This window comes from Saccharopolyspora tripterygii, assembly GCF_054778355.1.
In genome coordinates this window covers 12608-39134 of sequence record NZ_BAAGZP010000035.1, presented here as the reverse complement: position 1 = coordinate 39134, position 26527 = coordinate 12608, and the positions used below count along the sequence as shown (strand labels likewise).

Here is a 26527-nt window from a genome sequence, read left to right as displayed (position 1 = left end):
GTGGACACACGCGACAAGACACGTGATCATCTCGGCAACGAACAGGAGGTTGCATGAGCGCACAGACCATTTCCCGCAGGTTCGGCTGGCTGATCACGGACTTCACCGAACGTGTGCAGGGTGTGGCGCACGCGATCGTGGTTTCGGCTGATGGACTGGTGCTGACCGCTTCGGCGACGCTGCCCAGGGATCGCGCCGACCAGCTCGCGGCGGTCGCCTCCGGTCTGCTGAGCCTCACGCAGGGTTCGGCGAAGTGCTTCGAAGCCGGCCAGGTCGTGCAAACGATCGTGGAGATGGATCGTGGCACCCTGCTGCAGATGGGCGTCAGCGACGGTTCGTGCCTGACGGTGCTCGCCGCGCCGCAGTGCGACATGGGGCTGATCGCCTACGAGATGACCATGCTGGTCGAGCGAGTCGGCCAGATGCTCACCCCGGAGATCCGCACCCAGCTGCAGAACAACGCCAACACTGCTTCGGGTCAACTGGTGTGAGGAAACGATGAGCAGACGCTCGGATTACCCACGCCGAGACCGAAGACGACAGAACTCCGGTGACGACAGCTTCGCCGACGTCGTCAACGCCTTCACGTTCGGCGCCAAGCCCAAGCGGGGCAAGCGCGAGGAGCGCGAGAAGTCGGAGCCGGCACAGGCCCAGGAGCTGGACCAGCGCGCGCGGACGGAGTCGCAGGACCCTGCTGACGTCGTCCCCGAGCAGCCTGCGGCCTCCAGCATCCGGTCCTACACCTGGACCGGCGGCCGGACCAAGTCGAACTACGAACTGGCCATCGAGACCCTGGTTTCGGTCGGCGAGAACTACCGACCCGGCGCACCGGTCCGGCTGGAACACCAGTCGATCGCCGAGTTGTGCCAGCAACCCCGTTCGGTGGCCGAGGTCGGAGCACTGCTGTCAGTGCCGATCGGGGTCGCCCGCGTGCTGCTGGCCGACATGGCCGAACTCGGATTGATCACCGTGCACAGCACGGTGAGCGAAAGCGGCAGCGCACCACACATGATGTTGATGGAAAGGGTTTTGAGTGGACTCCGTCGGCTATAGCGCACCCCAGCTCGGCTCGATGCCGGAGCCTGCCAACCGGGGTGGCACCAGCTCGACGTCGGCGAAGATCGTCGTCGCGGGCGGGTTCGGTGTGGGCAAAACGACGTTCGTCGGTTCGGTCTCGGAAATCGTTCCGCTGACCACCGAAGCGGTCATGACGGAGGCGTCCCAGGGCGTCGACAACCTCGACGCGACTCCGAACAAGACCACGACCACCGTGGCAATGGACTTCGGCCGCATCTCGCTGGCCTCGGACCTCATCCTCTACCTGTTCGGAACCCCCGGGCAGCAGCGGTTCTGGTTCATGTGGGACGACCTGGTCCGCGGTGCCATCGGCGCCGTCGTGCTGGTCGACACCCGCCGGCTGGCGGACTCGTTCTCCGCGATCGACTTCTTCGAGGATCGCGGACTGCCCTACCTGGTGGGCGTGAACATGTTCGACGGGCAGATGCTGCACTCGCTGGAGCAGGTGCGAGAAGCGATGGCGATCGGGCCCGAGGTGCCGATGGGGCCGGTGGACGCCCGGGACCGGGAATCCACCAAGCGGACCCTCATCGCGCTCGTCGAGCACGCGATGAAGCACTGGACGCAGCGCCAGGCCATGTGAGCTCGAACGGGCGCCTTCGCCGGACGTTGACGGCGGTTTCGCAGAGCTGAACCGCCCTCAAGCCGGAGGGGAGGCGCCCCTTCGCGTCAGGGCTTGCGGCCGACGCCGCCGAGCAGGTTGTACTCGCCTTCCGAGGGTTCGGTCAGGCGCGGGCCGTCGGGCCACCAGTCGAAGAGGTTGACCAGCCCGGGCTCGATCATCTCCAGGCCCGCGAACAGCTCCTGGATCCCTTCGCGGCTGCGGTAGAAGCAGCTGCCCATCATCGAGTTGAACTTGACCTCCGACTCGTCGGCGAGCTGGGCGCGCGAGCTGCCGTCGGCCGGGTTGTGCAGGTGCGAGATCGCCAGGTAAGAGCCGGACGCGAGCGCGCCGAGGTAGCTGCGCATGATCCCGGCGGGATCGTCGGCGTCGGGGACGTGGTGCAGCGTGTTGCTGTGGATCAAGCCCACCGGCCGGTCCAGGTCCAGGTGCTTGCGCACCGTCTCGTGGTTGAGGACCTCATCGGGCTTGCGCAGGTCCGCCACGGCGAAGTGGGTGAGCTCGTTCTCCTCCAGCAGCGCGCGGCCGTGCGCCGCGACCGAGGGGTCGTTGTCCACGTAGACGACCGTGGCCTCGTTGTTGATCCGCTGCGCGGCCTGGTGGGTGTTCTCCGCCGTCGGCAGACCCGATCCCAGGTCCAGGAACTGATCGACACCGGCGTTGCCGGCCATGAAGCGCACCACGCGGATCAGCCAGGCGCGGCACTGCCTGCCGACCTGGATCGCCTCGGGGACGAGCTCCTGGATCTGCCGAAGCACTTCCCGGTCGACCTCGAAGTTGTCCTTGCCGCCGACGAACGCGTCGTAGACGCGCGCGATGCTGGGCTTGGTCGTGTCGATCTGCGGGGGTCGGGCGTCAGACATGAGAGTGGTCCGCTCGGTTGCTTCGTGTGGAACGATCTCGCACACAGAGTATGCGGAGCGGTTAAAGGGGTAAACAGCCGTCCGGTCTTGCCGGTGGTGAGCTGCGCGACTGAGTCGGTCCAGAGACGTCTAGCTCCTCGGAAACCGTTGTCCCGCAAGAATCCGGGGGTCACCGGCAACGGCGTTGCCGGGGGAGTGGCAGGATGGCCGCGATGAGCGGAGCGGTACTGATCCTGGGTGGCCGGAGCGAGATCGGCGTGGAGGTGGCCGACCGCCTGGTGCGGCGCGGCAACGGCAAGGTGGTCCTCGCGGCTCGGCGTTCTGCCGACCTCGACGGCCAGGAAGCGGCGCTGCGCGAAGCGGGTGCGACCGAGGTCGTGCGGGTCGAGTTCGACGCCGCTCAGCTGGACACCCACGAAGCCCTGCTGCGCGATGTCGCGCGGGAGCACGGGCCGATCGACACCGCCGTCATCTCCTTCGGCATCCTCGGCGACCAGCAGCGCGCCGAGTCCGAGGCCGCGCACGCGGTCGACGTCGTGCACATCGACTACGTCGCCCACGTCAACGTCCTCACGCACCTCGCGAACCTGCTGCGCGAACAGGGCCACGGCAAGATCGTGGTGTTCTCCTCGGTCGCCGGTGTGCGGGTCCGCCGCGCCAACTACGTCTACGGCTCGGCCAAGGCCGGGCTCGACGGGTTCGCCAACGGCCTCTCCGACGCGCTGGTGGGCAGCGGTGTCTCGCTGCTGATCGTCCGGCCGGGATTCGTGATCGGACGGATGACCACCGGCATGGACCCGGCCCCGTGGTCCTCGACTCCCGATCAGGTCGCCGACGCCACCGACAAGGCGTTGGCGCGCGGGCGACGGGTCGTCTGGGTCCCCGGCATCCTCCGCTGGGTCTTCGCCGCCATGCACTACGTCCCCCAGCCGATCTGGCGCCGCATGCCCCGCTGAGCGGCCGTTCTTCGAGCGCGATCCAGCCTGTCCCAATTTCGCGCGAATGTGGAATCCCTCCCCGCGCCCGGGCGTGTCTCAGCAGTTCAGCGCCCCGCTTTCCCGGCTGGATCCCAATTTCGCGCGAAATTGGGATCTCGGTGACCCGGCGCGGCGTGTCGGGCACGGGCTTTACGGTGCTCGGCATGGACTTCCACGCGCTGCACGACGGTGCTCAGCCCTTGGTCCTGCCCAACGCCTGGGACTTCACCACGGCCGCCGCTCTGGTCGAAGCGGGTTTCGAGGCGATCGGCACGACGAGCCTGGGCGTCGCCGCTGCGCACGGCGTTCCCGACGGCACGGGCGGCACGCGAGGCGAGACCTTCGATCTGGCGAGCGCGCTCGTCGACCTCCCGGTGCCGATCACCGTCGACGTCGAGGCCGGCTTCGGCCTGGAGCCCGAGGAGATCGGGGATTATGCGGCTCAGCTCGCCGGGCTGGGCGTCGCGGGGATCAACATCGAGGACGAGCTCTGCGACCCGAGCTTGCACGAGCGGCGGATCACCGAGATCCGCGGGCGAGCGCCGGGTCTGTTCCTCAACGCCCGCTCCGACACGTACTGGCTGGGGAACGACCCGCAGCTGCCCGACGCCCTGGAACGAGCCCGTCGCTACGCGGGTGCCGGCGCCGATGGGGTCTTCGTGCCGGGAATCAGCGCCGACGACGACGTCCGGGCGCTGGTGGGCGCGGTGGACGTCCCGGTGAACGTCCTCTACAAGCCGGGCCAGAGCGTCGAGGAGCTGGCGGCCCTGGGTGTCCGCCGCATCAGCACGGGCTCGCTGCTCTACCGCGCTGCGCTGAACGCAGCGGTCAGCACCGCACGCGAGATCCGTTCCGGCGGCGTGACCGCGGCGGACGTACCCGGCTACGGAGCCGTGCAGGACTACATCATCGGCGGCCGGCGGCGGGGTTCCGGCGGCTTGAAGTGACCACCGTCGGGGCCGGTCTGCTTGCTGTGCCCGGCCCCGAGGTACTGGCAGAACCAGCGGCCGGCCAGCTCGGAGACCTTCTCCAGGGCGCCCTGCTCCTCGAAGAGGTGCCCGGCGTGCGGCACGATCTCGATCTTGACGTCGGTCAGCGGCAGCGAGGTCAGCAGTGCGGCGGCTTGGCGGTTGAGGTTGAGCACTTCGCGGTCGTCGGCGCCGACGATCAGCAGCGTGGGCGACTGCACCTCGGCCAGCCCGTCCCCGCCGAGATCGGGACGGCCACCGCGCGACACCACGGAGGTGACCCGGTCGGGACGGCGCGCGGCGGCCTTCATCGCGGCGGCCGCGCCCGTGCTCGCGCCGAACAGGCCGATCGGCATGCCGCGGGTGGCCTGCCAGGAGCCGAGCGCGTCGATGGCGGGGATGAGCCGCTCGGCGAGCAGGTCGATGTCGAAGCGGAACTCGTGCGTGCGCTGGTCGGTGGTCGCTTCGTCGGAGGTGAGCATGTCCAGCAGCAGGGTGCCGAAGCCCGCGTTCTGCAGGGATTCGGCGACCGCGCGGTTGCGCGGACTGCGCCGCGAACTGCCGGAGCCGTGCGCGAACAAAACCACCGCCCGAGCAGGCGGTGGCATCACGAGGTCACCTTCGAGTTCTCCGGCGGGGGTGGTGACGGTCACGGGTTCGGTCGTGAGCTGAACCATCGGGAGCCTCCCTCGGTTTCCGCACTCAGGCGGCTACCCCGGCGGGTCCCATGCGACACGCCGCAGGTCACCCCACTGTCGCCCGGCTCGGCCGGGGACGCAGGGTGGACCTAGGAGGCCTGGTCAGGATTCCTCACGAGCGGCTCGCGTTGCCGAGGGTCATGATCAGCCGGTTGTCCCAGGCGAACATGGAGCCGACCGCGACGAGGTCGTGCACGTCGTCGGCGTCGAGGCCGACCGCGTGCAGCCGGCGGATGTCGGCGGCGCCGAGGGCAGCGGGCGTGTAGCTCAGCGCGCCTGCGACGTCGACGACGGCCCGCAGCCGCTCGTCGGTGATCGCGGCGGGTCCGGCTTCGGCGAGCGCGACGGCGGTCAGCGGATCGCCGGAGAGCTCCACCTGCCGCTTGCCGTGCACGGCGGTGCAGTAGCCGCAGCCGTTGATCAGCGAGGTGGCCAGCGCCGCGAGCTCCCGATCGGCGCGGTCGAGAGCGCCGTGCCCGGTCATGATCGCTTCGCGCAGCAGCGCCTGCGCCGACAGCACTGCGGCGTCGAGCTTGAGCGTCTCGACGAATTCGCCGCCGGGCACGACCCACGACACCCACCGCATCGACGGGAACGCCTGGTCGGGTGTGGACAGCGCGAACCCGTCGGCCGCCGCACCGGCCTCGATGGTGAGACCCGGCTGGGACGCGGGACCGTCTCCAGCGTCGGCGACCAGCCGCAGCCCGCTCTCCAACCGCACCCGGAAGCTCGCGTAGGCGGCGACCTGGGTGGCGGTGACGACCTGGGCGGGGGAGAAGTGGTGGCGCAGCTCGGCGATCTCCTCGGCACCGGCGTCGGCGGGGTCGAGCGCGACCTGCTCGCAGTGCGCCAGCAGCGCCTGGGTCGCCTCCGGCAGCTCACCCCAGCGTTCGACGTCCCGCACCACGTCGGCGTCGTCGGCACCGAGCTCGGCCGAGACGGCGTCGGCGTAGGAGGGGGATTCGTTGACCAGCGCGACGCGCAGCGCGATCCGCGCCCGGTCGGCGTGGTCGAGCTGGGACGCGTGGTCGGGGCGGAGCACCGCGGCGTCGGCGTTCTCGGCGGCTTCGCGGACGTCCGGCCGGAGCACGGTGAGCGATTCTGCTGCGCTGACGGTCGTCATGCGCAGACCTTAGCGCCGCAAGATCGTTCAGCTGCTGGGGAGGTTGAGCTGCCAGGACACCCCGTACCGGTCTTCGACCCAGCTGAACTTGCGGGAGAACCCGTAGTCGTCCGGCGGCATCATCACCGCGCCGTCCTCGGAAAGCGCCTGGTGGAGCCGGTCCTGCTGCTCCTCGTCGACGCAGTCGACGTACAGCGACACCGACGGCGTGAAGTCGAAGGCGTGCGACACGGGCGAGTCGATGCACATGTGCTGCCGCCCGCACAAGGTGAACGTGGCGTGCTGCACGGAGCCTTCAACTCCCTGCTCGCCGGGCCCGTAACGGCTGATGGCGAGCACTTCGGCGTCGTCGAACAGGCCGATGTAGAAGTTCATCGCCTCTTCGGCCTTGCCGTTCTGGAACATCAAGAACGTCGAGATCTGCGTCGGCATGTCGCCTCCCTGGTGCGTCGGCTGATCGCGGGGCGAGTATTGCGGCTGCGCCCGACATCCGCCCGAACAGGAGCCGACATGACCACCCCGAAGGTCCCGATGGTGATCGACACGGACACCGCGCAGGACGACTGCATCGCCCTCCTGGTCGGCCTCCTCGACCCCCGAGCCGACCTCCGCGCGATCACCATGGTCGCCGGCAACGTCGGCTTCGACCAGCAGATCCACAACGCCTTCCTGACCCTGAACGTCGCAGGCCGCCTGGGCGAGGTCCCGGTCCACCTCGGCTGCCGACGCCCCCTGGTCCGCCCGTGGGAAAGCGCCGAGAACGTCCACGGCGACGGAGTAGGCGGCATGACCATGGACATGACCGGCCTCGCCCCGGATCCGGAACACGCGGTGGACGCCCTCATCCGCCTAGCGGCCGAATCCCCGGGCGAACTCACCATCGTCTGCATCGGCCCCCTCACCAACATCGCCACAGCCACGGTGAAAGACCCGACGTTCGTCGACAACGTCAAAGCGCTGTATGTCATGGGCGGCAGCAACAACGCCCGCGGAAACATTACCGCCGCAGCGGAGTTCAACTTCTACGTCGACCCCGAAGCGGCGAAGGCCGTCTTCGCAGCCGGTTTCACCATCACGGTCATTCCCTGGGCACCCCTGACCCTCGACTGCGCACTCTTCGGACAACCCCAACTCGACGAGATCGCAGCCCTCAACACCCCGCTGTCCGACTTCTTCACCCGAGTCTGCGCTACAACCCTCGAGTTCGACCGCAGCGTCGGAATCAACGGCACCACCCACCCGGATTCCCTGACAGCCGCCATCCTGCTCCATCCGGAGCTGGTCACCCACACAGGCCAGTACCACGTCGACGTCGAAACCCAAGGCGAACTCACCCGCGGCTACGCAGCAATGTCCTGGGGCATCCACGGACTCGAACCGACCGCCACCGTCGTCGAGGAAATCGACGCAAGCGCCTTCTACGGTTACCTGGGACGAATCCTCGGTGGAAAACAGGGTCAGTGTTCATGAGTTCTGACGTCTCGATCGCGTCGTTAGGTTCGCGCATGGGCTTGAGCAAGGTTGAACCTGGTCTGCCGACGCTGCCACCCGATGCCCTGTTCGACGGTACTCCGTTCGTGTGAGCCTACGAAATACCCGCATGTAGTTGAGCATTTTGATCATGCAATGGGGTGACACCGAATAGGGTGCCTCGCTGTGGCGATCGACGTTGATGGATGGAACATCGAGCCGGGGGCTGAGCTCCGCCGGACCGAGCTGCACGCGCAGTATGGAGGCAACCGCCAGAGTGGGATCGCGCCGATTGCGGACTCCCCGAACATCCTGATTTTCACCGGGGGTGGCGGTGGGCAGTACGGCTACACGTACGACGGCTGGCACGAGGACGGCACCTACCACTACACGGGGGAAGGCCAGACCGGCGACCAGACCTTTGCGCGTGGGAACAACGCCCTCGCGACTCCCGGACGCAAGGTGCGTCTCTTCCGGGATGGGAGCAAGAAGGCCTATGTCGAGTACGTGGGTGAGTTCCGACTCGCGAATGAGGAACCTTGGTACTACGGCGAGTCTGAAGGAAGCGATGGTCAGCGACGGCGGGTCATCGTGTTCAGGCTTGAGCCTCTGGATCCCTCGATCGTAGAGCCGCCGGTTATCTCCGACGATGAACGCCCCAAGGTACGCGGTGACGTCGACGCAGCGGTCGCCAGCGATTTCAACGCCGATCCCGCACCCGAAGCTGATGACGAGCAGCCATCACAAGCTCCAGTATCTGCCCACGACAAGTGGAGTAGCGATAGGCCGGCGACGAAGGACGAGCTCAAACGGGATGGGCTCGCTCGGGTCATAGCTGGTCGGATCAGGAACTTCTCCAAGGATGATGCGGACTCCTCGTTCCTGATTCACATCGATGGGCCTTGGGGGACAGGAAAGAGCACGATCCTTGAGCTGCTCAAGCAGAAGATTAGTGACGACTACCTGGTCGTCGAGTTCGATGCCTGGAAGCATGCGAGCGTCACGCCATCGTGGTGGGCGTTGCTTGCTCAGCTACGAACTGAGATTTCGAATGATCGAGGATCACTGTGGCGCCGCGTATGTTTCAGGCTCTCGGAGGTAAGGAAGCGGGCTCTCCGGGGAAGTACCCCCTACATCGCGACCGGACTCTTCATAGGCAGCCTCGCCGTAGCTGCGTGGGCTGCCTGGTCCTACCTGTTCGGCTCGAAGCCTGTCGGGCCCATCGTCAGCAACGTGAAGACTTGGATCAGCATGGCCGGCGTCGTTGGCGCAGTTGCGTTGGTCGTAAGCCGGTTCGTGTGGTGGGACTCGGCTCGTGGCGCGAAGAGGCTTGAGCAAGTTCACAAGAACCCGATGGATGAAGTTTCCTGGTACTTCAGCTGGCTGCTCGAGAGCTCGCCGAAACGAGTGGTCTTCTTCTTGGACGACCTCGACCGCTGCAGTGATCGCCATGTGGTGGATCTTCTTGATTCAGTCCAGACCCTGGTCCGTGACTCTCCCAACCACGGCGGGAAGGCTGCCTACTTCGTTGTTGCCGCGCACGGGAACTGGTTACGTCGTGCTTACGAGACTGCGCACGGGTCTTTCAAGGGCGCGGTTGACGAGCCCGGCCGTGGCCTGGGGCATCTCTTCATCAACAAGCTGTTCCAGCTGACAGTTCCGATGCCGACCTTGAGCGCTGGTACCAAGCAGACGTTCCTTAACAGCGTTCTTGAGGTTGAGGAGATCAACGCATCACGGACGGGTTCCAGCGAAGAGGGCGACAAGCTGAGTAGCGAGATCCGGTACAGCGAAAGCGAGGAGGAGGTGGTGGCCGCGTGGAGTGCTGCCTCGCCGGAAGCCCGGGAACTCAATAAGCAACAGGCAGTTGAGCGCCTTGAGTCCGCTGAGGTGTCGAAGATTCGTGAGCACAGTCTCCAGAAGTTCGGTCACCTGCTCGACAGCAACCCTCGCAGCCTCAAGCGGTTCACCAATACGTACGGAGTGCTGAGATCGGTCCGGACAATTGAAGGCAGTGATGTCGGTAGTGACCTGCTTGCCTTCTGGCTCGTCCTGCAGACGCGTTGGCCTATCTTGACCGAGTACCTGGAAGCGAACCTCAACTCGATGGGCGACGGCTCGGAGCCGATCCGCTTGGACACCCTGCCGCCCGAGTTTCAGACGCTCGTCGAGGATCCCGAACTTCACTTCGTGCTTCGCAACGCGCCTGAGGGAGTCAAGTTGACGCCTGACGCCATCAGGGCTTGCTGTGGGGCTCAAGCCGTGCCAGACGAAGAGAAGAAGGAAGAGTCTGCATCCGCAAAATAGGTTCTTCCGATTGCGGGAAGTCAGCTGTGGCGCATTCAGGTGCTGGAGAATGGCAGCTACCGCAGGTCGAGTCTGCCTTCCTTGACCTGCAGTAGCAATGAGCTCACCGAGCTGCGCGGGAAGACGAGCGCCGGCCCGGCCGGGTCTTTGCTATCGCGGATGGCTGCCCAGGTGGTGCCGTCGGTGGCCAGCTCGACGCAGTTGGCTGAACCTCCGCTGCTGCGGCTGCTCTTTCGCCACACGGCGTTGGTGAGGTCCGGCGATAACATGCGCTCAGCTCCACTACGCGAGGTCCTGGATCGCTCGGTCGAGCGCTGACAGTGTCTCACGTTTTCCGAGCGCGGCGATCTGCAGTCGATCGAAGACCATCTCGTAGACGGGGACGTGTGGGGCGCGGTCCCAGAAGTCTGCGCTGGTCAGGTCTTCGAGGTAGACGTAGGTGGCGTCGACCTCGGTCAGGTAGAGCAGGGTGAAGGGTGTTTCCAGCGCTGCGTGCTCGCCGGAGCTGAATGGGAGAACCTGCAGAGTCACGTGTGGCAGTTTTGCGATTTCGCGCAGGTGATCCAGTTGAGCACGCAGCACGTCAGGTCCACCGACCTGCCTGCGTAGTGCAGCTTCGCCCAGAACGATCTGAACTTCTGGCGGGTCGTCCTGAGCGATGATTTCGCGCCTGCGAGCCCGCGTCTGGACGAGACGATCTATGTCGGCAGCTGCGACCGTGACGGAGGTCGAGAGGATCGCTCGCGCGTAGTCGTCGGTCTGGAGCGGACCGGGCACCAGTTCGCCGTAGTAGATCTTGAGGATGTCGGCATCGGCTTCCATACCGATGTAGCCCTTGGCCCAATCGGGAACTTTCCCGTAGCTACCGCGTTTCCGAGCAGCCTCGCCAAGGCTCCGGACATGTGCGGAGTCATCCTTCGGTGCGCCGTACAGCTCCAGGAGCTGGTCGATCTCCTTCAACGTCACCGTGCTCTGCCCGAGTTCAACGCGACTGACCTTGCTGACGTCCCAGCCGAGGGGAGTGGCGACCGCGTCGCGTGAGGTCACGCCGGCTTGTTCCCGGAGGCGGCGGAGTTCCCGGCCTAGCTGAAGCCGAAGGACCTTGGGGCCAGGGACTTTCCCTGTGCGGCCGGGCTTCGCCATGCGGGTTGCCTCCTTGCGGCAGTGATCGTCTGGGCCAGCCAAGTTTGCCTGGTCAGTGCTGCTTGCCAAGCAAGACGCCCCTTTCGTGTAGACGCTAACTTGCATTGCAAGTTGTACTCTCACCTTAACTTCGACTGGTCGTGTCGGGGGCCTCAGCTCGGGCTGAATCTGGAGGGCAACTTGAAGACACAAGCTCGGCGATATGGAGTGCGGCCGGAATCCTGGCTGCGGTCGCATCTCGCCGCGTTGGAAGCCAGTGTCCTTGCGGGTTTCCGCTTCCGGTATCTGCCAACTCTTGATGACTTGGCATGTGTGCAGGGGTTTCGTGTCGCGAGCGGAGCGATGGACGTGTTCGTCGCCGAGTCCGCTGACCGCGCCTCTGCAGCTCGTTTCCGGGTAGAGGATTTCGCGAGCGGCTGTACGCCACCAGCTCTTTGGCACAGGCACGGGGGCGTCGCCGATGTGGTCATGGAGCTGCTCGAACTCGCGCCGCACGGTTCGCCAGGTGCTCCTGGGTTGGCGAACGAGCGCGTGGATGACCTGTGGGTTCCCTATGGCTAGCCCAGGTCACTACTGGCTGCCGGTTGTCGAGGGAGAACGCGGAGTGCGTCACGCCTTCCGCGGTCGGCGATGGGAAGGGCAAGCGGCCGAGGAGGCCGTGTGCGGTCGTCGCGCCGCGATGGCTCAGCCCTCGGAGATGGACTGGGTGACGTTCAAGTCCTGCGGCGAGTGCCGCCTCGCCTTGCTGTCTGAGGCCGGGATCGACCCTGAGGCTGTGCGTGCTTTCGGGGACGAGTAGCAACGAGCAGCTGAGTGTGCCGAACTGGAGGAGCTTCAAAAGGGAAGAGGAATTCGATGTCCGAGTCGCAGGATGGAAAACCAAAGATCGTTGGACCAGCTGTGCCGGTGCCAGTGAAGGCCGACCCGGTGTCCTTCGGCGTTGGGCGTGGCGTGCAGTCGGGGAATCAACTGATTCTGGTAGCCGTTCGACGGAGTCGTCCGAGACGTAGTTCGATCAGCTGCGACGACTCGGTGTCGCGTGGGGCAGTGCGGTGGTGATGCCTAGTGCCAATAGCGCGGCAATCGGTGATCTGATGCCGTCTTTAAGCCTCCTCGTCTTGCTTGAGATCGGGGGAGTCTGCGTCGATGGCTTTTTCGCGCTTGCTGGTTCTGCTGAGTGCGAACCCGATTGCGGCGAAGGCTACAAGCACGACCACGGCGAAAACGGCGAGCGCTGGGCCGAGCAGATCTGGGCGGAAGACGTATACGGCGGCGAAGACAGCAACGATGAGGAACAGGAACGTCCACGCAACGCGGTCTGGAATCGTGGGACGGTGAGCTTCGGTCCTGAGTTCTTCGAACCCGGGGCGCAGTCGGAGGATGCCGGCTGCGAGGTTATTTATCTTAGCTCCGTTGTGCACGGAATGGGACATTCCGTTGTAGACCAAGGCCCACAGCTTGCGGTTCGTCTCGATCGTTGCGATGTAGGTGCGAACCTTGTGGCCGTCTCGATCGGTCAGATGGAGCGTCCAACCTCTGATAGCTCCGGATAGGCGGATTTCAGCCAGGTCATACGTGTTGACCCAATGTCGGTTGACACGCAGCCAGTCGGCTCCGGCCGTCAGGTGGGTGTTGTTCCAATCACGCACGATGGCGAAGACGATCAGAAGACCGATGAGACCCCAGGGAAATGGGTCTTGCATCCACGTGAGGTCTCCGTGGATCCATGTGAACGCGATGCCCACGACGAGCACGAGGAGAGCGAAGCCGCCGAGCATCTGAAGCCGCTGGTGTCCGACTGTTTCCAGCGCCGGGCCGCGTTCCGCAGGGGGTTTCCCGGCTGACTGAAGCTCGTCGCTTTCCTGCGGCGGCGGCCCCAGTACGGTCGGGCCGGCTGGAGGGCGTGGCTCGCCTGTTGTCGCATCTGGCCGGGGCGGGAGCTCAGTGCTCATCTGTTGAACCTGATCCAATCAGTCGTAATAGTGCTGGTCCACCAGGTAGCCGATGCCGGCTGCCACAGCGGTCCCGACCACCAGCGTTCCTCCTGTGGCGACGGCGCCGCTGATATAACCGGCGCCTGCCAGCGCGTACATCCCGACTCCTACCGCTGCCCCTCCTGCCGTTGTCGCCGCACCCTTGGTGATCGCCTTGTCAGGAGCAACGCCCTTCTGGATCGCGTCGTACGTTTGGTATGCCGTGATGACTGCGCCAGCCGCCCCGACTCCGCGTGCCGACCAACCCACCAGCCCTTTGAACCCCGGTGCGCCTGGAATTCGAGCGTCGATGTTCTTAGCCGACTGCGCCGAGGTTCGCGCGGCGTCGACCTTGCCTGCCCAGAACTCCTGATTCGACAAGACCTTTTGGCGGTCGGCTGGGCTGAGACCTGGATCCATGAGTACGGCGAGCGCGCCATCGGCTTTTGCCTGTGCCGTTGAGGCAGCAGCGGTCAAGTCTCGAGCAGTGACGTATGGCCCTGAGTACGCCCCGGTCGTAACCGGTGCCCACGCCCACCCCTGAGGAACGAGGTAACTCGTGAAATCCTTCATCATCTTGAGGCTTGCGGTCAGCGTTTCGTGGGCTTTCTGCTCCGTACTTCGCGCATCATCGACCGTCACCTTCACTTCGTTCCAGGCATCGACCAAGGCCTGGAACTCTGCCAGGACTTGTTGATCTTCTGGCGAACGTTCGCGGTTCTCGCTGCGTGCGCCGGGCGCTGGTGAATAGAGCGGGATGTTGGGCTTTGGCGGTTCTTCGATCGTTGTCGGAGTGACGACAAGTCCGCCTTCTTGGGCAACTCCTCGTGCCTGGTTGATTCGAGCAACAACAGTAGTGATGGAGTCTGCGAACGACTCAAGTGCAATGCGGAGGCGGTTTAGAAACTCCGCGGTTTGATCAGCATCGCCGCCGTTACTGCTGACTAGAGCGCGAAAAGCGTCCCCAGCTCGACCTTCCCACACTGACTCTGATTCAGATTCGGCCTTGTGGAGTCCGGTGCCGAGGTCATGCACGCCCGTGTATAGTTGGCGGATCCAGCGAGCAGCTGTGCGGCAGGATTCTGCGTCAGACTCGACAACGGTATTCAGGGAGTCCGGCATCAGTTGCCTCCGCCCACATTGGGCATGCTGTTGCCAGCGCCCTCATCGGTCGTCATGTAGTCGGTCTTGCCAGCTTCGACCTCGTCTGCTGTGTGCTTCGCGCCATCCAGTAAGCCTGCAGCTGCACGAGTCAAGGCTGCGATAGCGATCTGTACTTGTGGCGTCGATTCTCCTGCGTTCAGATCTCCGACAGGGTTCGATGCTGCTTCGTCTAGCCCAGCAGCGGAATTTCGCATGTCACCTGCGATCCGATGGAGCGCTTCCGGCGAGACATTCAGGTCGCTCACTGGTCCTCCCTTGCCTCGCTCTGACGCCGTGCTTCATCGGGGAGATTGAGGTCCCAGAGTACGATTTCGGCGGCTGTGTCTCGTTGTACCTGTGAGACTCGATCGACGGGGACAGCTATCCATGGTTGTGCCTCGCCGCAGCCACGAATCAGCTCCTCCAGCGAGGAGTAGGCCAACATCACTACTCGCTGGTCACTGTCCTTGCGAAGCTCGATGTTTGCTTCACGATCGCGAGGCCCGACGCGTTCGCAGGGCAGATATGCCGTTTGTACTGCGTAATCGGACTCAAACCCAGAGTATTCGGATCCGAACACGGCGGGAGTCGCTGGCTGCCCGTCGTTCCCCAACGGCTGGCCGCCGTCCCAGCGCACAACGATCACCTCTCCGACTGCGTGACGTTGGCGTACCGTATCGGACTGCGATCGGCCTATGGTCTGCTTCAAGGGGCGTCTGACGCACATCACTCGAACAGCTCAGGGGCGCCGGGGCCGCCTTGTTGTGCTCAGTAGTCGCGAGCATTTGGCCGTCGCTTGCTCTCCGACGAAGTCGGCTGCTCTGAAGCCGCTCGCCTCGTTCGCGCTGGTCCGTCGTCAGAAAGTGATCGGACAGCGGCAGCCTGAACGCCACCATTACGGCCATCAGATCAATCCCCCCGTGGCACCCGGCCGTCCACGTCGGTGAAGGCGTAGGACTCCGCCAGGTCTGCGACTCGCCATGCCACGCCGGTGCGGGTGCGGCGATCCGGGTCGCTTGCGAGGGCGGTGACTGCTCGGCCGGCGAAGCGGGGGGTTTCTGCTTCGGCGAGGTCGAAGCGGCCTTCTCCGGGGAGTTCGACGATTCGGTTGCCCTCGGCGTCTGGTGGAACGAGTTGCAGCAATTCCGTGTCGACGATGCCTGGCCAGATCGAGACGGCGGTGACTCCGGTGTCGGTGAGGTCGTGGGCGAAGTCGGCGGTGAGCCTGTCGAGGGCTGTTTTCGCCGTGCCGTAGACGGCGCTGTGCATGTACCTGGTCGAGCCGGGGGAGGAGACGTTGACGATCAGGCCGTTCGACTCGATCAGCAGCGGGGCCGCGAACACGCTTGCCGCGTAATGGGATCGGACGCCGATGTCGAAGGTCTCGTCCCAGGCTTCCGGGGGGACCTCCCAGAACGGCTTGCCGATCCAGCGGGCGGTGGCCGGCGAGTTGTAGACGTTGTTGACCAGCACGTCCAGGCGGCCGTGCTCGGCTCGGACGGTGGTGAACAGATCGCGGACCGCGTCGTCGTCGCGGTGATCGCAGACGTGCGGGACGCCGGTGCCGCCGAGCGCGTCGATTTCGGCCGCGGTCTCGTCGAGGGTTCCGGGGAGCTTGCCCGGGGACTTCGATCGTCCGGTCACGTAGACGGTGGCGCCTGCAGCGCCGAGTTCCAGGGCGATGCCCTTGCCGATGCCGCGGCTCGCGCCGGTGACGACTGCGATCTTCCCGTGGAGTTGCCGAGGTGTTCCGCTCATGACTTCGCGACAGTACCCTACGAATAGAACATGTTCTAGGAATTGGGGGGTGGCCGTGGAGCGCACCGAGCGGTTCGTGACGACCAACGGCGTCCGGATGCACCTGGCTGAGCAGGGTGGAGGCCACCCCGTGATCTTCTGCCACGGCTTCCCGCACACGGGCTACATCTGGCATCGCCAGATGGCCTCCGTCGCGGCGGCCGGCTACCGCGCCATCGCGCCCGACCTGCGCGGATACGGGAAGACCTCGGCGCCGTCCGACGTCGGCGCCTACGCCAACCGCGAGGTCATCGGCGACCTGCTGGGGCTGCTCGATGACATCGGTGCCGAGAACGCGGTGTTCGTCGGCGTGGACTTCGGGGCCGCCCTCGTGTGGGAGCTGACCCTGCGCGCGCCCGAGCGCGTCACCGGAGCGATCGTGCTCAACAACCCGTTCGTCCCGCGCGCACCCCGCCTGCCGTCGCAGCTGTGGGCGAAGGCCGCGCAGCGCCACTTCCTGCACCTGGACTACTTCCAGCGCCCCGGCGTCGCGGACGCGGAACTCGCCGCCGACCCGCGGGATTTCCTCGCCCGCGTCTACTACGCGCTCAGCGGCGACTACCACTACCTCGACACCTGGAGCTATCCCGCGGAGGGCACCGGCTACCTCGACGTGCTGCCCGCCGCGCCGGAACTGCCGTGGAGCTGGCTGTCGGAAGCCGAATTCGAGGTGCTGGCGGGGGAGTTCGAGCGCATCGGGTTCACCGGGGGCCTGAACTGGTACCGCGCGATCGACCGCAACTGGGAGCTCACCGCCGACTACGCCGATGCCGTGGTCACCGCCCCGACCTACTTCCTCTACGGCGAACGCGACACCGACATGGAGGGCTTCAGCGGGCACGATCCCCTCGCCACCCTGAGGGCGAACGTCCCCGGCCTGCGCGCCGTCAACTCCATCCCGGAAGCGGGCCACCTCGTCCACCTCGAACGCACCGAAGCCGTCAACGCCCTCCTGCTCGACCACCTGGCCGACCTGATCGGGGTGGCCTCCCGCTGATCCGGCGCTCGATCGAGCGAAGGGTTTCTACTCAGGTCGAAGATGAGTAGCGGCGTTCCCGCGAACGTCCCCTCGATGATCTTCACCTCGGTCAGGCTTGCCCCTGGTCATGCTTGTCCTTCGAGCTGATGGGGGTGCTCGGACGCCGTGGAGGAAGAGCGCGAAGAGGATCGGTCGGATCCGGCGAGTGCAACCGGTGGAGTCATCGGCGGTCTCGCACTGGCCTTCAGCCTGTGGCCGTGGGTCCTGTACCTGAGGTCGGCGTGGGCCGGCTTCGACCCGAACGAGGTCGGGAGCGAGGTCACCGACTACCAGCTGCTCAAGCTGTTCTTCGGGATCTGGCTCTCGCTGTGGCTGGCGGGGCTGGCGATCGTTCTCGTGTCGATGGGGGACCGGACGAACCGCTCGATCTTGCAGCTGGCCGGACTCACCTCGGTCATGCTGGCCGCCTCGGGTCTCGCCTACTTCCTGGGCCGCGCTTAGCGCGGGTCGCCGGACGCGTATCGCCGGGCCACGGCCGAAAAGGCGGCTTTGGGCTCCCACGTCATGTCCGGGTAGGTGTGTCCTCGGCGGCCTTCGAGGAGCTTGACGATGCTCAGGCTCGCCCGGTCCAGGTCGTCCCTGGGGTCTCCGTCCGGGCGGTGCGGGTAGCCGGGCAGGGCGAACAGGAACACGAACGCGCTGTCCACGCCCTCGGTCTCGAAGATCTCCAGCAGCTCGTCCAGGTAGGCGGCCTGGCCGGCTTCGTCGCGCTCGTGGACGCCGTTCAGCCTGATCGGGGCCCTGGTCTCCGGGTCGTGCTCGACCACGTCGAGCACCCGTCCACCGCGGTCTCCGGCGCCGCGGTAGGCCGCGGTGCCGAAACCGGTGATGGCCAGTGGTTTCGGGCCCCGGGCCAAGGTGCGCACCGCGTCCCGGAAGCGGTCGGCGACCTCGGCCGAGCGGATCAGCTCGAACGTCACGAAGTCGAAGGGTTCCCAGTCGACCTGCTCGAACTGGATGGCTGCGTAGGTGAGCTCGCCCAGGAAGCGCTCGCGGATCGCGGCCGCGGCGTCGCGGAGGAACGCGTTGAGACGCACCCCGAGATCGCGCATCGCCTCGGCCGGGTCGCTCATAAGCTGTGCGACGCGCTCCTCCTGGCTCTCGCCCGGGAGGAACCCGTGGTTCATCACGCTCAGCTCGACCCCCGCGACGAACACGACCGCCGCACCCCGCTGCCGGAGCCGTTCCGCTCGCTCGGCGCAGTCGCGGAAGAGCTCCAGGACCTGCCCCTGCTCCAGTTCCAGCGGATAGGGCGAGAGCCAGACCTCCAAGCCGAGTTCGGCGGCCGCGTCGGCGGCCAGTTCCAGCCGCTCCGGGTCACCGCCGATGATCTGAATCGCGTTGCAGTGCAGATCATCGCGGATGATGGCGAGCTCGCGCCGGACCACCGCGAGGTCGAAGTCCGGGCGAGATGTCGTGCCGTGCACGACGAATCCCGTGTCGTAGGTCATTCCTCGTGCTCGCATGATGACGTCCTCGCTGTCGGCCTCGGTCCGGTCGAGACTGGCATCAAAAGTGCGTGCACGCAAGTTTGCGTGCACGCATCTCGTGTGGAACGCTGGCGCCGTGACGACCTCACCAGGGCTGCGAGAGCGGAAGAAGCAGGCCACGCGCGACGCGCTGCGCGAGGCGGCGCTGCGGCTCGCCCTGGAACGCGGGCCGGAACAGGTGAGGGTCGAGGACATCGCCGAGGCGGCCGGAGTCTCGCCGCGCACCTACAACAACTACTTCGCCAGCCGCGAGCAGGCGATCGTCGCCGCCGTGACCGCGGACCGCGAGGCGCGGGTCGCGTCGGCCGTCGCGGCCCGGCCCGCAGACGTGCGCCTGGCCGACGCCGTCGCCGAAGCCGTCGTCGAGCAGTACGCGGACACCGGTGAAGGCCGGCACGAGGCGTTGTTGCTGATCACCACCCGGACCGCGCTGCGGGACGCGTTCCTCGGCGCCACCGCCGACGTCGAGCCCGCTCTCGCGGCGGCGATCGCCGAACGGCTGGCCGACACCGGATCGCACGCGGCCCGCGTTCTCGCGGCGAGCGTGGCCGCGGCGGTGCGCATCGCGTTGGAGGACTGGCTTCAGCAGGGCGGGAACGCAGGGGATCCCGGCGCGGGGCTGGTCGTGCCGTCCGGCTCGCTGGCCGACCGGATCCGCGTGGCGCTGGCACCGCTCACGCCCGCGTTCGACGCTGCTGAGCGGCCCGCTTCGTGAACGAGCGCTGGTCGAAAAAGGCGGGGACAGCGGGACGTCGGGTCGCTACGGTGGGCTGATGGGGTCGGTCAAGCAGGTCCAGGTCACCTTCGACTGCGCGGAGCCGGAGCAGGTCGCCCGGTTCTGGTGCGAGATCTTGGGATATGTCGTCCCTCCGCCGCCGGAGGGGTTCGCGTCGTGGGCCGAGTTCGACCGGACGCTGCCCGTGGAGCGGCAAGGTGCTGGATTCGTGTGCGTCGACCCGACCGGCGCGGGGCCTCGCCTGTACTTCCAGCGGGTTCCGGAGGGCAAGGTCGTCAAGAACCGGGTGCACCTGGACGTCCGGGCGGGGGCCGGACTCGTGGGGGAGGAGCGCCTGGCCGCGCTGGAGGCCGAGTGCTCGCGCCTGGAGAAGCTCGGGGCCGTTCGGGGTGAGTTGCTGCTCGCCGACGAGTTCAACGAGTCGTGCCAGCTGATGCAGGACATCGAGGGCAACGAGTTCTGCCTCGACTGAGGGGTCGTTGCAGGATGCGGCGGAGCCGTTGCCTCAGGTGTGGGACTCAGCCCGCACCGCCAAGCAAGGCGATTCTGCAACGACCCCTGAGTCAGCAGTCGAAGACCGACCAGCAGATGTCGTTGCGCCGCCGCTGGTCTTCCAGGACGAGTTCGCGGACCTGCTCGGGGAGCTGGGCCTCCCATCCGCTCAAGCTAGCCGGGGGAAGCGGATTTCACCTGGGCATTGCTCGGGGATTCCCATTGCTAGTCCACATCGAGAGGGTTTCGCGCCCGAGATGTCTGTTCAGTGGGGTGGGGAAGTTTTCATGAAAACTTCCCCACCCCACTGAACAGACATCTCGGGCATCACGACCGGAACTGGGATCGCCTGCGGTCGGCCGGGGGTCACTCCGCTGTGAAGAGGCCGCTTTCGCTGTTGAGGACTGAGTCGAGGAGTTGCAGGACCTCGGCGGTCTCGGCCAGCTCGCCGACTACGATGATCTTGAGGCGCTTGCGGTCCTCGTCGTGGATGGTCTGCACGCGCAGGGTGCGGTCGGCGCCGACTCCGGCGAGCACGAGGGTGCCGAGGCGGTCTGCTGCTGAGCGGTCCACGCCGTCGATCTGGACGATGCTGGAAACCTCCACAGCGCCTGCGGTGTGGGCGGTTTCGGCGGGTCTGCCGGTGAGCTGCTCCAGGTCGGACTTGGAGATCCGGTACTGCTTGCCGATGCGGACGGCGTGGAGCCTGCCCGAGCGGATGTAGCTGCGAACCGTGCGGACGTGCAGGCCGAGGAGCGCCGCGACCTGCTCTACCGAATACATATCTTCCTGCATCGGCTCTCATTTTAGGTTATGAAGAGGAAGGATGCGTAATCCGCTGATCAGTCGGCAGAATCCGCGGGTTCGATGAAGGACTCCACCATCCTCGGGAAGATCTGGGTGAAAAGCGGTTTCGTCGATGATGACGACGGGTCGCTGAAGGCGGCGTGCTCCAGCTGCCCCTCGTACACCGAGGTCAGGGCGCGGACCGCGTCGCGGGTGTCGACGACCAGGCGGAGGTTGAGCCGGTCGAGCGCCTCGTGCAGCAGCTCGGCGATCGAGTCGTTGAGGTGGTCCAGCGACTCGCCCGCCCGCTTGCGCAGGTGCGGATGCCGCAGGGCGTGCGCGCGGAACTCGGTGACCAGCATGTACCAGTTCTGATCGGCGATCAGCGACTCCGCGCAGGCCGTGCCGACCTTGACGATCGCCTCGTGCAGCGACCCGCGGTCGGCGATGCCCGCGACGAGCACGTCGTCGACGATCGCGCGAGTCTTCTGGATGCGCAGGCTCATCTCCTCCTCGTACACCGTGAGGAACAGGTCCTCCTTGGTGTCGAAGTTCGAGTAGAACGCTCCGCGGCTGAAGCCCGCGGTCTCGCAGATCAGCTCCACCGGTGTGTCGCGAATGCTGTGCTCGGAGAACACCTCGCGTGCGGCGTCGATCAAGCGTCGACGCGTCTGCGCCCGTCGCCGTGTTTCCCGTTGGCGCGGTTGGTCGGTCATGCCCCGGATTCTCCTGCGGTGTTTCGCCTCACAGTTGCCTGCGGGCACGAGCTACGTGGATCTCGGGAAATATACAGTCTGTATCGCATACACCGTGTATCGAAATACCGGGAGTGTTCCCCTTGTCTTCGTTGCTTTACCGGCTGGGGCGGGCAGTGGTCCGCGGTCGAGCCTGGGTGCTGGTCGCGTGGTTAGTCCTGCTCGCGGTGCTGGGCACCGGCGCTGCCCTCTTCCAGCAGGGCATGGAGACCGAGCTTGCGATCCCCGGCTCCGAGTCGCAGGACACGCTCGACCACCTCAACAACGTTTTCCCCCAGATGAGTGGTTCGAGCGCCCAGCTGGTCGCCACCACCGCGCCCGGTGAGCGCATCGACTCGCCGCAGGGACGCGAGGCCATCGAGGCCGTGATCGACCGGGTCGAGGGCCAGGAGGGCGTGACAGCGGTGATGGACCCGCTGTCCGACATGGTCAAGAACCAGGTCTCCCCGGACGGCGACACCGCGCTGATCACCGTGCAGCTCAGCTACGCGCCCACCGCGGTCCCGGAAGCCGTCAAGAACAGCCTCCTCTCCGAAGCCGACACCCTGGAGCGCCAGCTCGGGCCCGGCAGCGACGTCCACGCGGGCGGCTCGATCTTCGCGGTCAACATGCCCGCCGTCGGCGCGACCGAGGCGGTCGGCGTGATCGTGGCGCTGCTCGTGCTGCTGCTGATGCTGCGGTCGCTGGTGGGAGCGGTGATGCCGTTGATCACCGCGCTCGTCGGCGTCGGCGTGTCGATGACCATCGTGCTGCTGTCCACGGCCTTCGTCACCGTGTCCTCGGCCGCCCCGATGCTCGGCCTGATGCTCGGGCTCGCGGTGGGCATCGACTATTCGTTGTTCATCGTCTCCAGACACCGAGAACAGCTCGGCGAAGGGCTCTCCGTCCCCGAATCGATCGCGCGCTCGGTGGCCACCGCCGGTTCCGCGGTGATCTTCGCGGGCGTCACGGTGATCATCGCGCTGCTGGCGCTGGCGGTTCCCGGGATCCCGTTCCTCACCGTCATGGGCATCCTCGCCGGTGTGTCGATCGCCGTCGGCGTCGCCGCGTCGCTGACGATCATCCCGGCGCTGCTCAGCTTCGCCGGTGAGCGGCTGCGCCCGAAGGCGGCCCGCGCCAAGCGCACCACCCGCGCCCGCCCGCGCACCAAGTTCAGCCTCCGCTGGGTCCGCGCGGTCACCAAGGCACCGCTGCTGACCATCGTGGTCGTCATCCTCGGGCTCGGCGTCTGCACGCTGCCGGCCGCCGACCTGCGGCTCTCGGTGCCCGACGCCGGTGCGCAGGCGGTGGGAACCCCGGCGCGCGACACCTACGACGCCGTCGCCGAGCAGTTCGGCCCCGGGTACAACTCGCCGCTGATCGTCACCACCGACGTCATCGGCACCAAGGATCCGCTCGGCCAGGTCAACGGCATGGCCGACGAGATCCGGAAGCTGCCCGGCGTCGCCGCGGTGCCGATGGCCAGCCCGAACGAGACCATCGACACCGGCATCATCCAGGTCGTGCCCACCTCCGGCGGTGAATCGCAGCAGACCGAGGACCTGGTGCACCGGCTGCGCGACCTCAGCCCGCACTTCGAGCAGACCTACGGCGCGGGCATCGCCGTCACCGGCATGACCGCCATCGGCATCGACCTGTCGGAGAAGCTCAGCGACGCGCTGCTGCCCTTCGGCGTCATCGTCGTCGGCCTGACGCTGGTGCTCCTGGCGATGGTGTTCCGCTCGGTGTGGGTGCCGGTCAAGGCGGCCCTGGGCTATCTGCTGTCGGTCGGCGCGACCTTCGGCGCCACGGCGTTCGTGTTCAACCAGGGCAACCTGGCCGGACTGCTCAACATCACCCACGTCGGCGGCGTGATCAGCTTCCTGCCGCTGCTGCTGATGGCGATCCTGTTCGGCCTGGCCATGGACTACGAGGTCTTCCTCGTGTCCCGGATGCGCGAGGACTACACGCACAACCGCGACGCCAAGCGCGCCATCGAAGCCGGCTTCTCCAACGTCTCCCCGGTCGTCGTGGCCGCCGCGGTCATCATGATCTCGGTGTTCGCCGCGTTCGTCCCGCACGGCGACTCCAACATCAAGCCCATCGCCTTCGGACTCGCCGTCGGCGTGTTCGTCGACGCGTTCATCGTGCGCATGACGCTCGTGCCCGCGGTGATGGCGCTGCTCGGCGACCGGGCCTGGTGGCTGCCGAAGTGGTTGTCGCGCAAGCTCCCCGCGCTCGACGTCGAGGGCGAAGCGCTGGAGCACGAGATCAAGCTCGCCAACTGGCCGGGCAACGACGAGGTCGTCAGCGCACGGGGATTCAGCGTGCTCGACGACCGCGAGGAGCCGATCTTCGAAGGCGTGCGGATCGGCCTGCGGCCGGGCGGGGTGCTGGCGGTCCAGGGCGATGACGACGACCTGTCCTCGGCTCTGCTGCACGCCCTCGGCGGCCGGATCACCGGGGTGCAGGGCGACGTGCGGGTGCTGGGTCACCTGCTGCCGCAACGCGCCCGCGCTGTCCGCTCGGGCGCCGCGCTCGTGCGCTGCCGCGAGAGCGTCGCGCCCGCTTCCGAGATCGCCGCGGCCCTGGCCGACGGCGTGCGGCTGGTGCTCATCGACGAACTCGACGCCGTCGCCGACAACCGGCAGCGGACCGAGATCGCCTCGCTGCTGGCCCAAGCGTCCACATCGGACGGTGAGCCGGTGGCCTTCGTGGTCACCCACCAGAACCCGAGCCTGGTCTCCGGCCTGCTGCCGGAACACCGGCTGAGCACGATGCGGCTTTCCGCGCGGCCGGACGCTCCCGCGTTCGCCGGCCGCCTCCTGGAGGTATGAGGGAAATGCTGAACCCCTTCACGAACGCGAGCAGGCGCGCAGGCGGCTCGGTCGGGTGGCGCACCTGGACCGGCCTGGTGCTCGTGCCGGTGCTCATCGTCGGTGTGCTGGCGTGGGCGTTCTGGGCGCCGATGTCCGAGCACGGCGCCGCCAAGGTCGCCGTGGTCAACAACGACGAACCCGCGACGATCAACGGCCAGATGGCCCCGCTCGGTCGCGAGATGGCCGCGAAGCTGGTCAACAGCACCGATTCCGGCTACTCGTGGGAGATGACCGACACCGACGACGCCGAGGAGGGCCTGAGCGAAGGCCGCTTCTCCGCCGCGGTGATCATCCCGCCGCGGTTCTCCCAGAACGCCGCATCGGCCATGACCGGTGAACCGCTGGACGCCACCCGCGCCGGCATCCAGGTGAAGACCTCGCCCGCGGCGGCGCCCGCCGACGCCGCCGCTGTCTCGGCCGCGGCCCGGGACAGCGTGTCGGTGTTCAACAAGCAGATCCTCGAGCAGCTGCTCGACGGCTTCTACGGCGGCTTCACCGAGATGCACGACCAGCTCGGCACGGCTGCCGACGGCGCCAACAAGCTCGCCGACGGCAGCGGTCAGCTCGCCGACGGCGTCGGTCAGCTCTCCACCGGCGTCGGGCAGCTGACCGGCGGCACCGGTCAGCTCGCCGACGGCGGGAACCAGCTGGCGGGCGGCACCGAGCAGCTCGCGGGCGGTGTCTCGCAGCTCTCCGGCGGCCTGACCCAGCTGCACCAGCAGATCCAGCAGATGCCGGCGCAGACCCAGCAGCTGGCCGACGGCGCGAAGCAGGTCGCGGCCGGAAACCGGCAGATGGCCAACACCTTCACGCCGCTGGCCGACCAGATCCTCGCTGTCACCGACAAGATCCCCAGCGAGTCCAGCTCGCTCGACGGTCTGCAGAAGATCGTCGACCAGTGCCCGCCGGAAGGCGCGACCATCGACCTGTGCGCCAAGCTGCGCGACGAGGTCGAGCGGCTCAGCCAGCAGCAGGGCGCGCTGGACTCGGTCAAGGAGCAGATCCAGAAGCCCGCGCGCGACCTGCGCGACGGGATGCAGGGACTGGCCTACGGATCCGAGCAGGTTGCCAACGGCAACCAGATGCTCGCCGACAAGTCCGGTGAGCTCGTCGCGGGCGTCGGCCAGCTCGCCCAGGGCGGGCAGCAGCTCGACGGCGGCGCGCACCAGCTCGCCGGGGGAGCGCGGCAGCTCTCCGACGGGCTCAACCAGTTCAACGGCGCCTCGCAGCAGCTCGGTACCGGTGTGCAGGCGTTGGCCGACGGCAGCAGGCAGGTCGCCGACGGCAACCGCCAGTTCGCCGACCAGATCGCGCCGGCGGGCGACAAGCTCCCCAGCTACTCCGACGAGGAACGCGAGCACCTCAAGAGCGTGGCCTCCAGCCCGGCTTCGCTGGAGTCGAACCTGCCGGGCTTCGGCAAGTCGCTGATCGCGTTGCTGGTGGCCGTCGCGTTCTGGACCGCGGCGATGGGCGTCTACGCGGTGACGAGGGCGGTTCCGGCCGACGCCGCGACCTCGCGCCGCTCCACCTGGAACCTCGTGTTCGGCTCGGTGCTGCCCGGAGCCGCCGTCGCCGCGATCGGATCGGTGCTGGTCAGCACGATCCTCGCGCCGTTCCTCGGGCTCGGGATCGGCGGGTGGGCCGCGTTCACGGGCGTGACGCTGCTGGCGGCGCTGGCGTTCGTGGTGGTCAACCAGGCGCTGATCGCGGTGTTCGGCAGCGTCGGGCGGATCATCTCGATCGCGGTGCTCGTGCTGGCCGCCGCCACCGGGGTCGTCTCGACGGTGCCCGGTTTCCTCCGCGACATCAGCGGACTGCTGCCCACGCAGGGTGTGGTGCAGGCGCTTTCGGCCATCGTCACCGGCAGCGGAGGCGCCGCCGGCGGAGTGCTGCAGCTGGTGGCCTGGCTGGTGGCCGGCGCGCTGGTCTTCGCCCTGGCGGTCGACCGAGCCCGCGTCGTCCCGTCGCGGCAGTTCCGGCGCCGACGCGTTCCGGGCACCCGTCCCGCCTGGTGATCCCCGTGCGGCGGGGGTGATGTGGCCTTGTCGCGAGAGCGCGTTCGGGGCTGGGGACAGTTTTGGTCCGAATTGACCGGGCAAAAGAGACGTTGATCATGGACGGTTCGGACCAAAACTGCCCGCTGCCCACCACCGCGGACGCGTCCGTTGAGCGGCCCCGGGCCGGGCTCGGATGATCTGAAAGCGACGCGA

General features: G+C 66.9%; 28 protein-coding genes. 14 read left to right on the top strand and 14 right to left on the bottom strand.

Going from position 1 to position 26527, the window contains the following annotated elements:
• Positions 1–53: 53 nt before the first annotated feature.
• The 3 genes from ACYVF3_RS24805 to ACYVF3_RS24795 are packed head-to-tail and all read left to right on the top strand — an operon-like array spanning position 54 to position 1660.
• On the top strand, positions 54–491 hold the full coding sequence (locus ACYVF3_RS24805) for a roadblock/LC7 domain-containing protein (protein WP_461156669.1): 438 nt from the start codon (positions 54–56) through the stop codon (positions 489–491).
• Positions 492–498: 7 nt separating this feature from the next.
• Positions 499–1053 (top strand): DUF742 domain-containing protein, encoded by a 555-nt coding sequence (locus ACYVF3_RS24800; RefSeq protein WP_461156668.1) that lies wholly within the window; start codon positions 499–501, stop codon positions 1051–1053.
• Positions 1034–1660 carry a GTP-binding protein gene (locus ACYVF3_RS24795; protein ID WP_461156667.1) on the top strand — a complete coding sequence of 209 codons (627 nt, stop codon included), beginning with the start codon at positions 1034–1036 and terminating at the stop codon, positions 1658–1660. The genes ACYVF3_RS24800 and ACYVF3_RS24795 overlap by 20 nt, the downstream gene beginning before the upstream one ends.
• A gap of 86 nt (positions 1661–1746) precedes the next feature.
• Here ACYVF3_RS24795 and ACYVF3_RS24790 read toward each other — a convergent pair whose 3' ends face one another.
• Positions 1747–2562: an SAM-dependent methyltransferase gene (locus ACYVF3_RS24790; protein ID WP_461156666.1), complete on the bottom strand. Its 816-nt coding sequence runs from the start codon at positions 2560–2562 to the stop codon at positions 1747–1749.
• Positions 2563–2774: 212 nt separating this feature from the next.
• On the opposite strand from ACYVF3_RS24790, the gene ACYVF3_RS24785 reads away from it, so the two are divergent.
• Both ACYVF3_RS24785 and ACYVF3_RS24780 read left to right on the top strand, forming a co-directional pair.
• Positions 2775–3518 carry an SDR family NAD(P)-dependent oxidoreductase gene (locus ACYVF3_RS24785; protein WP_461156665.1) on the top strand — a complete coding sequence of 248 codons (744 nt, stop codon included), beginning with the start codon at positions 2775–2777 and terminating at the stop codon, positions 3516–3518.
• Positions 3519–3703: 185 nt separating this feature from the next.
• Positions 3704–4486, top strand: coding sequence for an isocitrate lyase/PEP mutase family protein (locus ACYVF3_RS24780; protein WP_461156664.1), 783 nt, complete (start codon positions 3704–3706; stop codon positions 4484–4486).
• Here the strand turns inward: ACYVF3_RS24780 and ACYVF3_RS24775 are convergent.
• From ACYVF3_RS24775 to ACYVF3_RS24765, 3 genes are all read right to left on the bottom strand, one after another.
• Positions 4441–5184, bottom strand: coding sequence for a dienelactone hydrolase family protein (locus ACYVF3_RS24775; protein WP_461156663.1), 744 nt, complete (start codon positions 5182–5184; stop codon positions 4441–4443). The genes ACYVF3_RS24780 and ACYVF3_RS24775 overlap by 46 nt on opposite strands.
• 133 nt (positions 5185–5317) lie before the next feature.
• The gene (locus ACYVF3_RS24770) at positions 5318–6328 is read right to left on the bottom strand and encodes a peroxidase-related enzyme (protein WP_461156662.1); all 1011 of its coding nucleotides are present in this window, start codon (positions 6326–6328) and stop codon (positions 5318–5320) included.
• 27 nt (positions 6329–6355) lie between these two features.
• Positions 6356–6760: a VOC family protein gene (locus tag ACYVF3_RS24765; RefSeq protein ID WP_461156661.1), complete on the bottom strand. Its 405-nt coding sequence runs from the start codon at positions 6758–6760 to the stop codon at positions 6356–6358.
• Between the two features lie 78 nt (positions 6761–6838).
• On the opposite strand from ACYVF3_RS24765, the gene ACYVF3_RS24760 reads away from it, so the two are divergent.
• Both ACYVF3_RS24760 and ACYVF3_RS24755 read left to right on the top strand, forming a co-directional pair.
• Positions 6839–7798 carry a nucleoside hydrolase gene (locus tag ACYVF3_RS24760; protein ID WP_461156660.1) on the top strand — a complete coding sequence of 320 codons (960 nt, stop codon included), beginning with the start codon at positions 6839–6841 and terminating at the stop codon, positions 7796–7798.
• Positions 7799–7984: 186 nt separating this feature from the next.
• Positions 7985–10105 (top strand): KAP family P-loop NTPase fold protein, encoded by a 2121-nt coding sequence (locus ACYVF3_RS24755; protein ID WP_461156659.1) that lies wholly within the window; start codon positions 7985–7987, stop codon positions 10103–10105.
• A gap of 56 nt (positions 10106–10161) precedes the next feature.
• Here ACYVF3_RS24755 and ACYVF3_RS24750 read toward each other — a convergent pair whose 3' ends face one another.
• Entirely contained in the window at positions 10162–10374 is a 213-nt protein-coding gene (locus ACYVF3_RS24750) for a DUF397 domain-containing protein (RefSeq protein WP_461156658.1), read from the bottom strand.
• A 13-nt stretch (positions 10375–10387) separates the two neighbouring features.
• On the bottom strand, positions 10388–11248 hold the full coding sequence (locus ACYVF3_RS24745) for a helix-turn-helix domain-containing protein (protein ID WP_461156657.1): 861 nt from the start codon (positions 11246–11248) through the stop codon (positions 10388–10390).
• Between the two features lie 180 nt (positions 11249–11428).
• Here ACYVF3_RS24745 and ACYVF3_RS24740 point away from each other — a divergent pair, with 180 nt between their 5' ends.
• Positions 11429–11809 (top strand): hypothetical protein, encoded by a 381-nt coding sequence (locus ACYVF3_RS24740; protein WP_461156656.1) that lies wholly within the window; start codon positions 11429–11431, stop codon positions 11807–11809.
• Positions 11810–12351: 542 nt separating this feature from the next.
• On the opposite strand, the gene ACYVF3_RS24735 is transcribed toward ACYVF3_RS24740, so the two are convergent.
• From ACYVF3_RS24735 to ACYVF3_RS24715, 5 genes are all read right to left on the bottom strand, one after another.
• Positions 12352–13200, bottom strand: a complete 849-nt coding sequence (locus ACYVF3_RS24735) for a hypothetical protein (protein ID WP_461156655.1) — start codon at positions 13198–13200, stop codon at positions 12352–12354.
• 18 nt (positions 13201–13218) lie between these two features.
• Positions 13219–14343 carry a hypothetical protein gene (locus ACYVF3_RS24730; RefSeq protein WP_461156654.1) on the bottom strand — a complete coding sequence of 375 codons (1125 nt, stop codon included), beginning with the start codon at positions 14341–14343 and terminating at the stop codon, positions 13219–13221.
• Entirely contained in the window at positions 14343–14630 is a 288-nt protein-coding gene (locus ACYVF3_RS24725; RefSeq protein WP_461156653.1) for a hypothetical protein, read from the bottom strand. The genes ACYVF3_RS24730 and ACYVF3_RS24725 overlap by 1 nt, the downstream gene beginning before the upstream one ends.
• Positions 14627–15091: an SAV_915 family protein gene (locus ACYVF3_RS24720; protein ID WP_461156652.1), complete on the bottom strand. Its 465-nt coding sequence runs from the start codon at positions 15089–15091 to the stop codon at positions 14627–14629. The genes ACYVF3_RS24725 and ACYVF3_RS24720 overlap by 4 nt, the downstream gene beginning before the upstream one ends.
• 182 nt (positions 15092–15273) lie before the next feature.
• The gene (locus tag ACYVF3_RS24715; protein ID WP_461156651.1) at positions 15274–16122 is read right to left on the bottom strand and encodes an SDR family NAD(P)-dependent oxidoreductase; all 849 of its coding nucleotides are present in this window, start codon (positions 16120–16122) and stop codon (positions 15274–15276) included.
• Positions 16123–16171: 49 nt separating this feature from the next.
• On the opposite strand from ACYVF3_RS24715, the gene ACYVF3_RS24710 reads away from it, so the two are divergent.
• Together ACYVF3_RS24710 and ACYVF3_RS24705 are read left to right on the top strand one after the other, a co-directional pair.
• Positions 16172–17158: an alpha/beta fold hydrolase gene (locus ACYVF3_RS24710; protein WP_461156650.1), complete on the top strand. Its 987-nt coding sequence runs from the start codon at positions 16172–16174 to the stop codon at positions 17156–17158.
• Between the two features lie 147 nt (positions 17159–17305).
• Positions 17306–17641 carry a hypothetical protein gene (locus ACYVF3_RS24705; RefSeq protein WP_461156649.1) on the top strand — a complete coding sequence of 112 codons (336 nt, stop codon included), beginning with the start codon at positions 17306–17308 and terminating at the stop codon, positions 17639–17641.
• On the opposite strand, the gene ACYVF3_RS24700 is transcribed toward ACYVF3_RS24705, so the two are convergent.
• Entirely contained in the window at positions 17638–18666 is a 1029-nt protein-coding gene (locus tag ACYVF3_RS24700; protein ID WP_461156648.1) for a hypothetical protein, read from the bottom strand. The genes ACYVF3_RS24705 and ACYVF3_RS24700 overlap by 4 nt on opposite strands.
• Positions 18667–18766: 100 nt before the next feature.
• Between ACYVF3_RS24700 and ACYVF3_RS24695 the strand changes: the two genes are divergently transcribed.
• Together ACYVF3_RS24695 and ACYVF3_RS24690 are read left to right on the top strand one after the other, a co-directional pair.
• Positions 18767–19405 carry a TetR/AcrR family transcriptional regulator gene (locus tag ACYVF3_RS24695; protein WP_461156647.1) on the top strand — a complete coding sequence of 213 codons (639 nt, stop codon included), beginning with the start codon at positions 18767–18769 and terminating at the stop codon, positions 19403–19405.
• A gap of 58 nt (positions 19406–19463) precedes the next feature.
• Positions 19464–19898, top strand: coding sequence for a VOC family protein (locus ACYVF3_RS24690; RefSeq protein ID WP_461156646.1), 435 nt, complete (start codon positions 19464–19466; stop codon positions 19896–19898).
• Between the two features lie 386 nt (positions 19899–20284).
• Here ACYVF3_RS24690 and ACYVF3_RS24685 read toward each other — a convergent pair whose 3' ends face one another.
• Positions 20285–20713, bottom strand: coding sequence for a helix-turn-helix domain-containing protein (locus ACYVF3_RS24685; protein ID WP_461156645.1), 429 nt, complete (start codon positions 20711–20713; stop codon positions 20285–20287).
• A gap of 47 nt (positions 20714–20760) precedes the next feature.
• Positions 20761–21420: a TetR/AcrR family transcriptional regulator gene (locus ACYVF3_RS24680; protein ID WP_461156644.1), complete on the bottom strand. Its 660-nt coding sequence runs from the start codon at positions 21418–21420 to the stop codon at positions 20761–20763.
• A 122-nt stretch (positions 21421–21542) separates the two neighbouring features.
• Between ACYVF3_RS24680 and ACYVF3_RS24675 the strand changes: the two genes are divergently transcribed.
• Together ACYVF3_RS24675 and ACYVF3_RS24670 are read left to right on the top strand one after the other, a co-directional pair.
• Positions 21543–24275 (top strand): MMPL family transporter, encoded by a 2733-nt coding sequence (locus ACYVF3_RS24675; RefSeq protein ID WP_461156643.1) that lies wholly within the window; start codon positions 21543–21545, stop codon positions 24273–24275.
• A gap of 5 nt (positions 24276–24280) precedes the next feature.
• A complete protein-coding gene (locus tag ACYVF3_RS24670) occupies positions 24281–26332 on the top strand; it encodes an ABC transporter permease (protein WP_461156642.1) in 2052 nt (683 codons plus the stop codon).
• Positions 26333–26527: the final 195 nt, after the last annotated feature.

Bases quoted from the DNA above. Each gene is read 5' to 3' on its own strand.
- ACYVF3_RS24780 (WP_461156664.1), top strand. From the start codon at position 3,704: ATGGACTTCCACGCGCTGCACGACGGTGCTCAGCCCTTGGTCCTGCCC.
- ACYVF3_RS24690 (WP_461156646.1), top strand. From the start codon at position 19,464: ATGGGGTCGGTCAAGCAGGTCCAGGTCACCTTCGACTGCGCGGAGCCG.
- ACYVF3_RS24715 (WP_461156651.1), bottom strand. From the start codon at position 16,122: ATGAGCGGAACACCTCGGCAACTCCACGGGAAGATCGCAGTCGTCACC.
- ACYVF3_RS24745 (WP_461156657.1), bottom strand. From the start codon at position 11,248: ATGGCGAAGCCCGGCCGCACAGGGAAAGTCCCTGGCCCCAAGGTCCTT.
- ACYVF3_RS24700 (WP_461156648.1), bottom strand. From the start codon at position 18,666: ATGCGAGCACGAGGAATGACCTACGACACGGGATTCGTCGTGCACGGC.
- ACYVF3_RS24670 (WP_461156642.1), top strand. From the start codon at position 24,281: ATGCTGAACCCCTTCACGAACGCGAGCAGGCGCGCAGGCGGCTCGGTC.
- ACYVF3_RS24775 (WP_461156663.1), bottom strand. From the start codon at position 5,184: ATGGTTCAGCTCACGACCGAACCCGTGACCGTCACCACCCCCGCCGGA.
- ACYVF3_RS24770 (WP_461156662.1), bottom strand. From the start codon at position 6,328: ATGACGACCGTCAGCGCAGCAGAATCGCTCACCGTGCTCCGGCCGGAC.
- ACYVF3_RS24730 (WP_461156654.1), bottom strand. From the start codon at position 14,343: ATGCCGGACTCCCTGAATACCGTTGTCGAGTCTGACGCAGAATCCTGC.
- ACYVF3_RS24765 (WP_461156661.1), bottom strand. From the start codon at position 6,760: ATGCCGACGCAGATCTCGACGTTCTTGATGTTCCAGAACGGCAAGGCC.
- ACYVF3_RS24805 (WP_461156669.1), top strand. From the start codon at position 54: ATGAGCGCACAGACCATTTCCCGCAGGTTCGGCTGGCTGATCACGGAC.
- ACYVF3_RS24750 (WP_461156658.1), bottom strand. From the start codon at position 10,374: ATGTTATCGCCGGACCTCACCAACGCCGTGTGGCGAAAGAGCAGCCGC.
- ACYVF3_RS24735 (WP_461156655.1), bottom strand. From the start codon at position 13,200: ATGAGCACTGAGCTCCCGCCCCGGCCAGATGCGACAACAGGCGAGCCA.
- ACYVF3_RS24685 (WP_461156645.1), bottom strand. From the start codon at position 20,713: ATGCAGGAAGATATGTATTCGGTAGAGCAGGTCGCGGCGCTCCTCGGC.
- ACYVF3_RS24785 (WP_461156665.1), top strand. From the start codon at position 2,775: ATGAGCGGAGCGGTACTGATCCTGGGTGGCCGGAGCGAGATCGGCGTG.
- ACYVF3_RS24800 (WP_461156668.1), top strand. From the start codon at position 499: ATGAGCAGACGCTCGGATTACCCACGCCGAGACCGAAGACGACAGAAC.
- ACYVF3_RS24720 (WP_461156652.1), bottom strand. From the start codon at position 15,091: ATGTGCGTCAGACGCCCCTTGAAGCAGACCATAGGCCGATCGCAGTCC.
- ACYVF3_RS24790 (WP_461156666.1), bottom strand. From the start codon at position 2,562: ATGTCTGACGCCCGACCCCCGCAGATCGACACGACCAAGCCCAGCATC.
- ACYVF3_RS24680 (WP_461156644.1), bottom strand. From the start codon at position 21,420: ATGACCGACCAACCGCGCCAACGGGAAACACGGCGACGGGCGCAGACG.
- ACYVF3_RS24760 (WP_461156660.1), top strand. From the start codon at position 6,839: ATGACCACCCCGAAGGTCCCGATGGTGATCGACACGGACACCGCGCAG.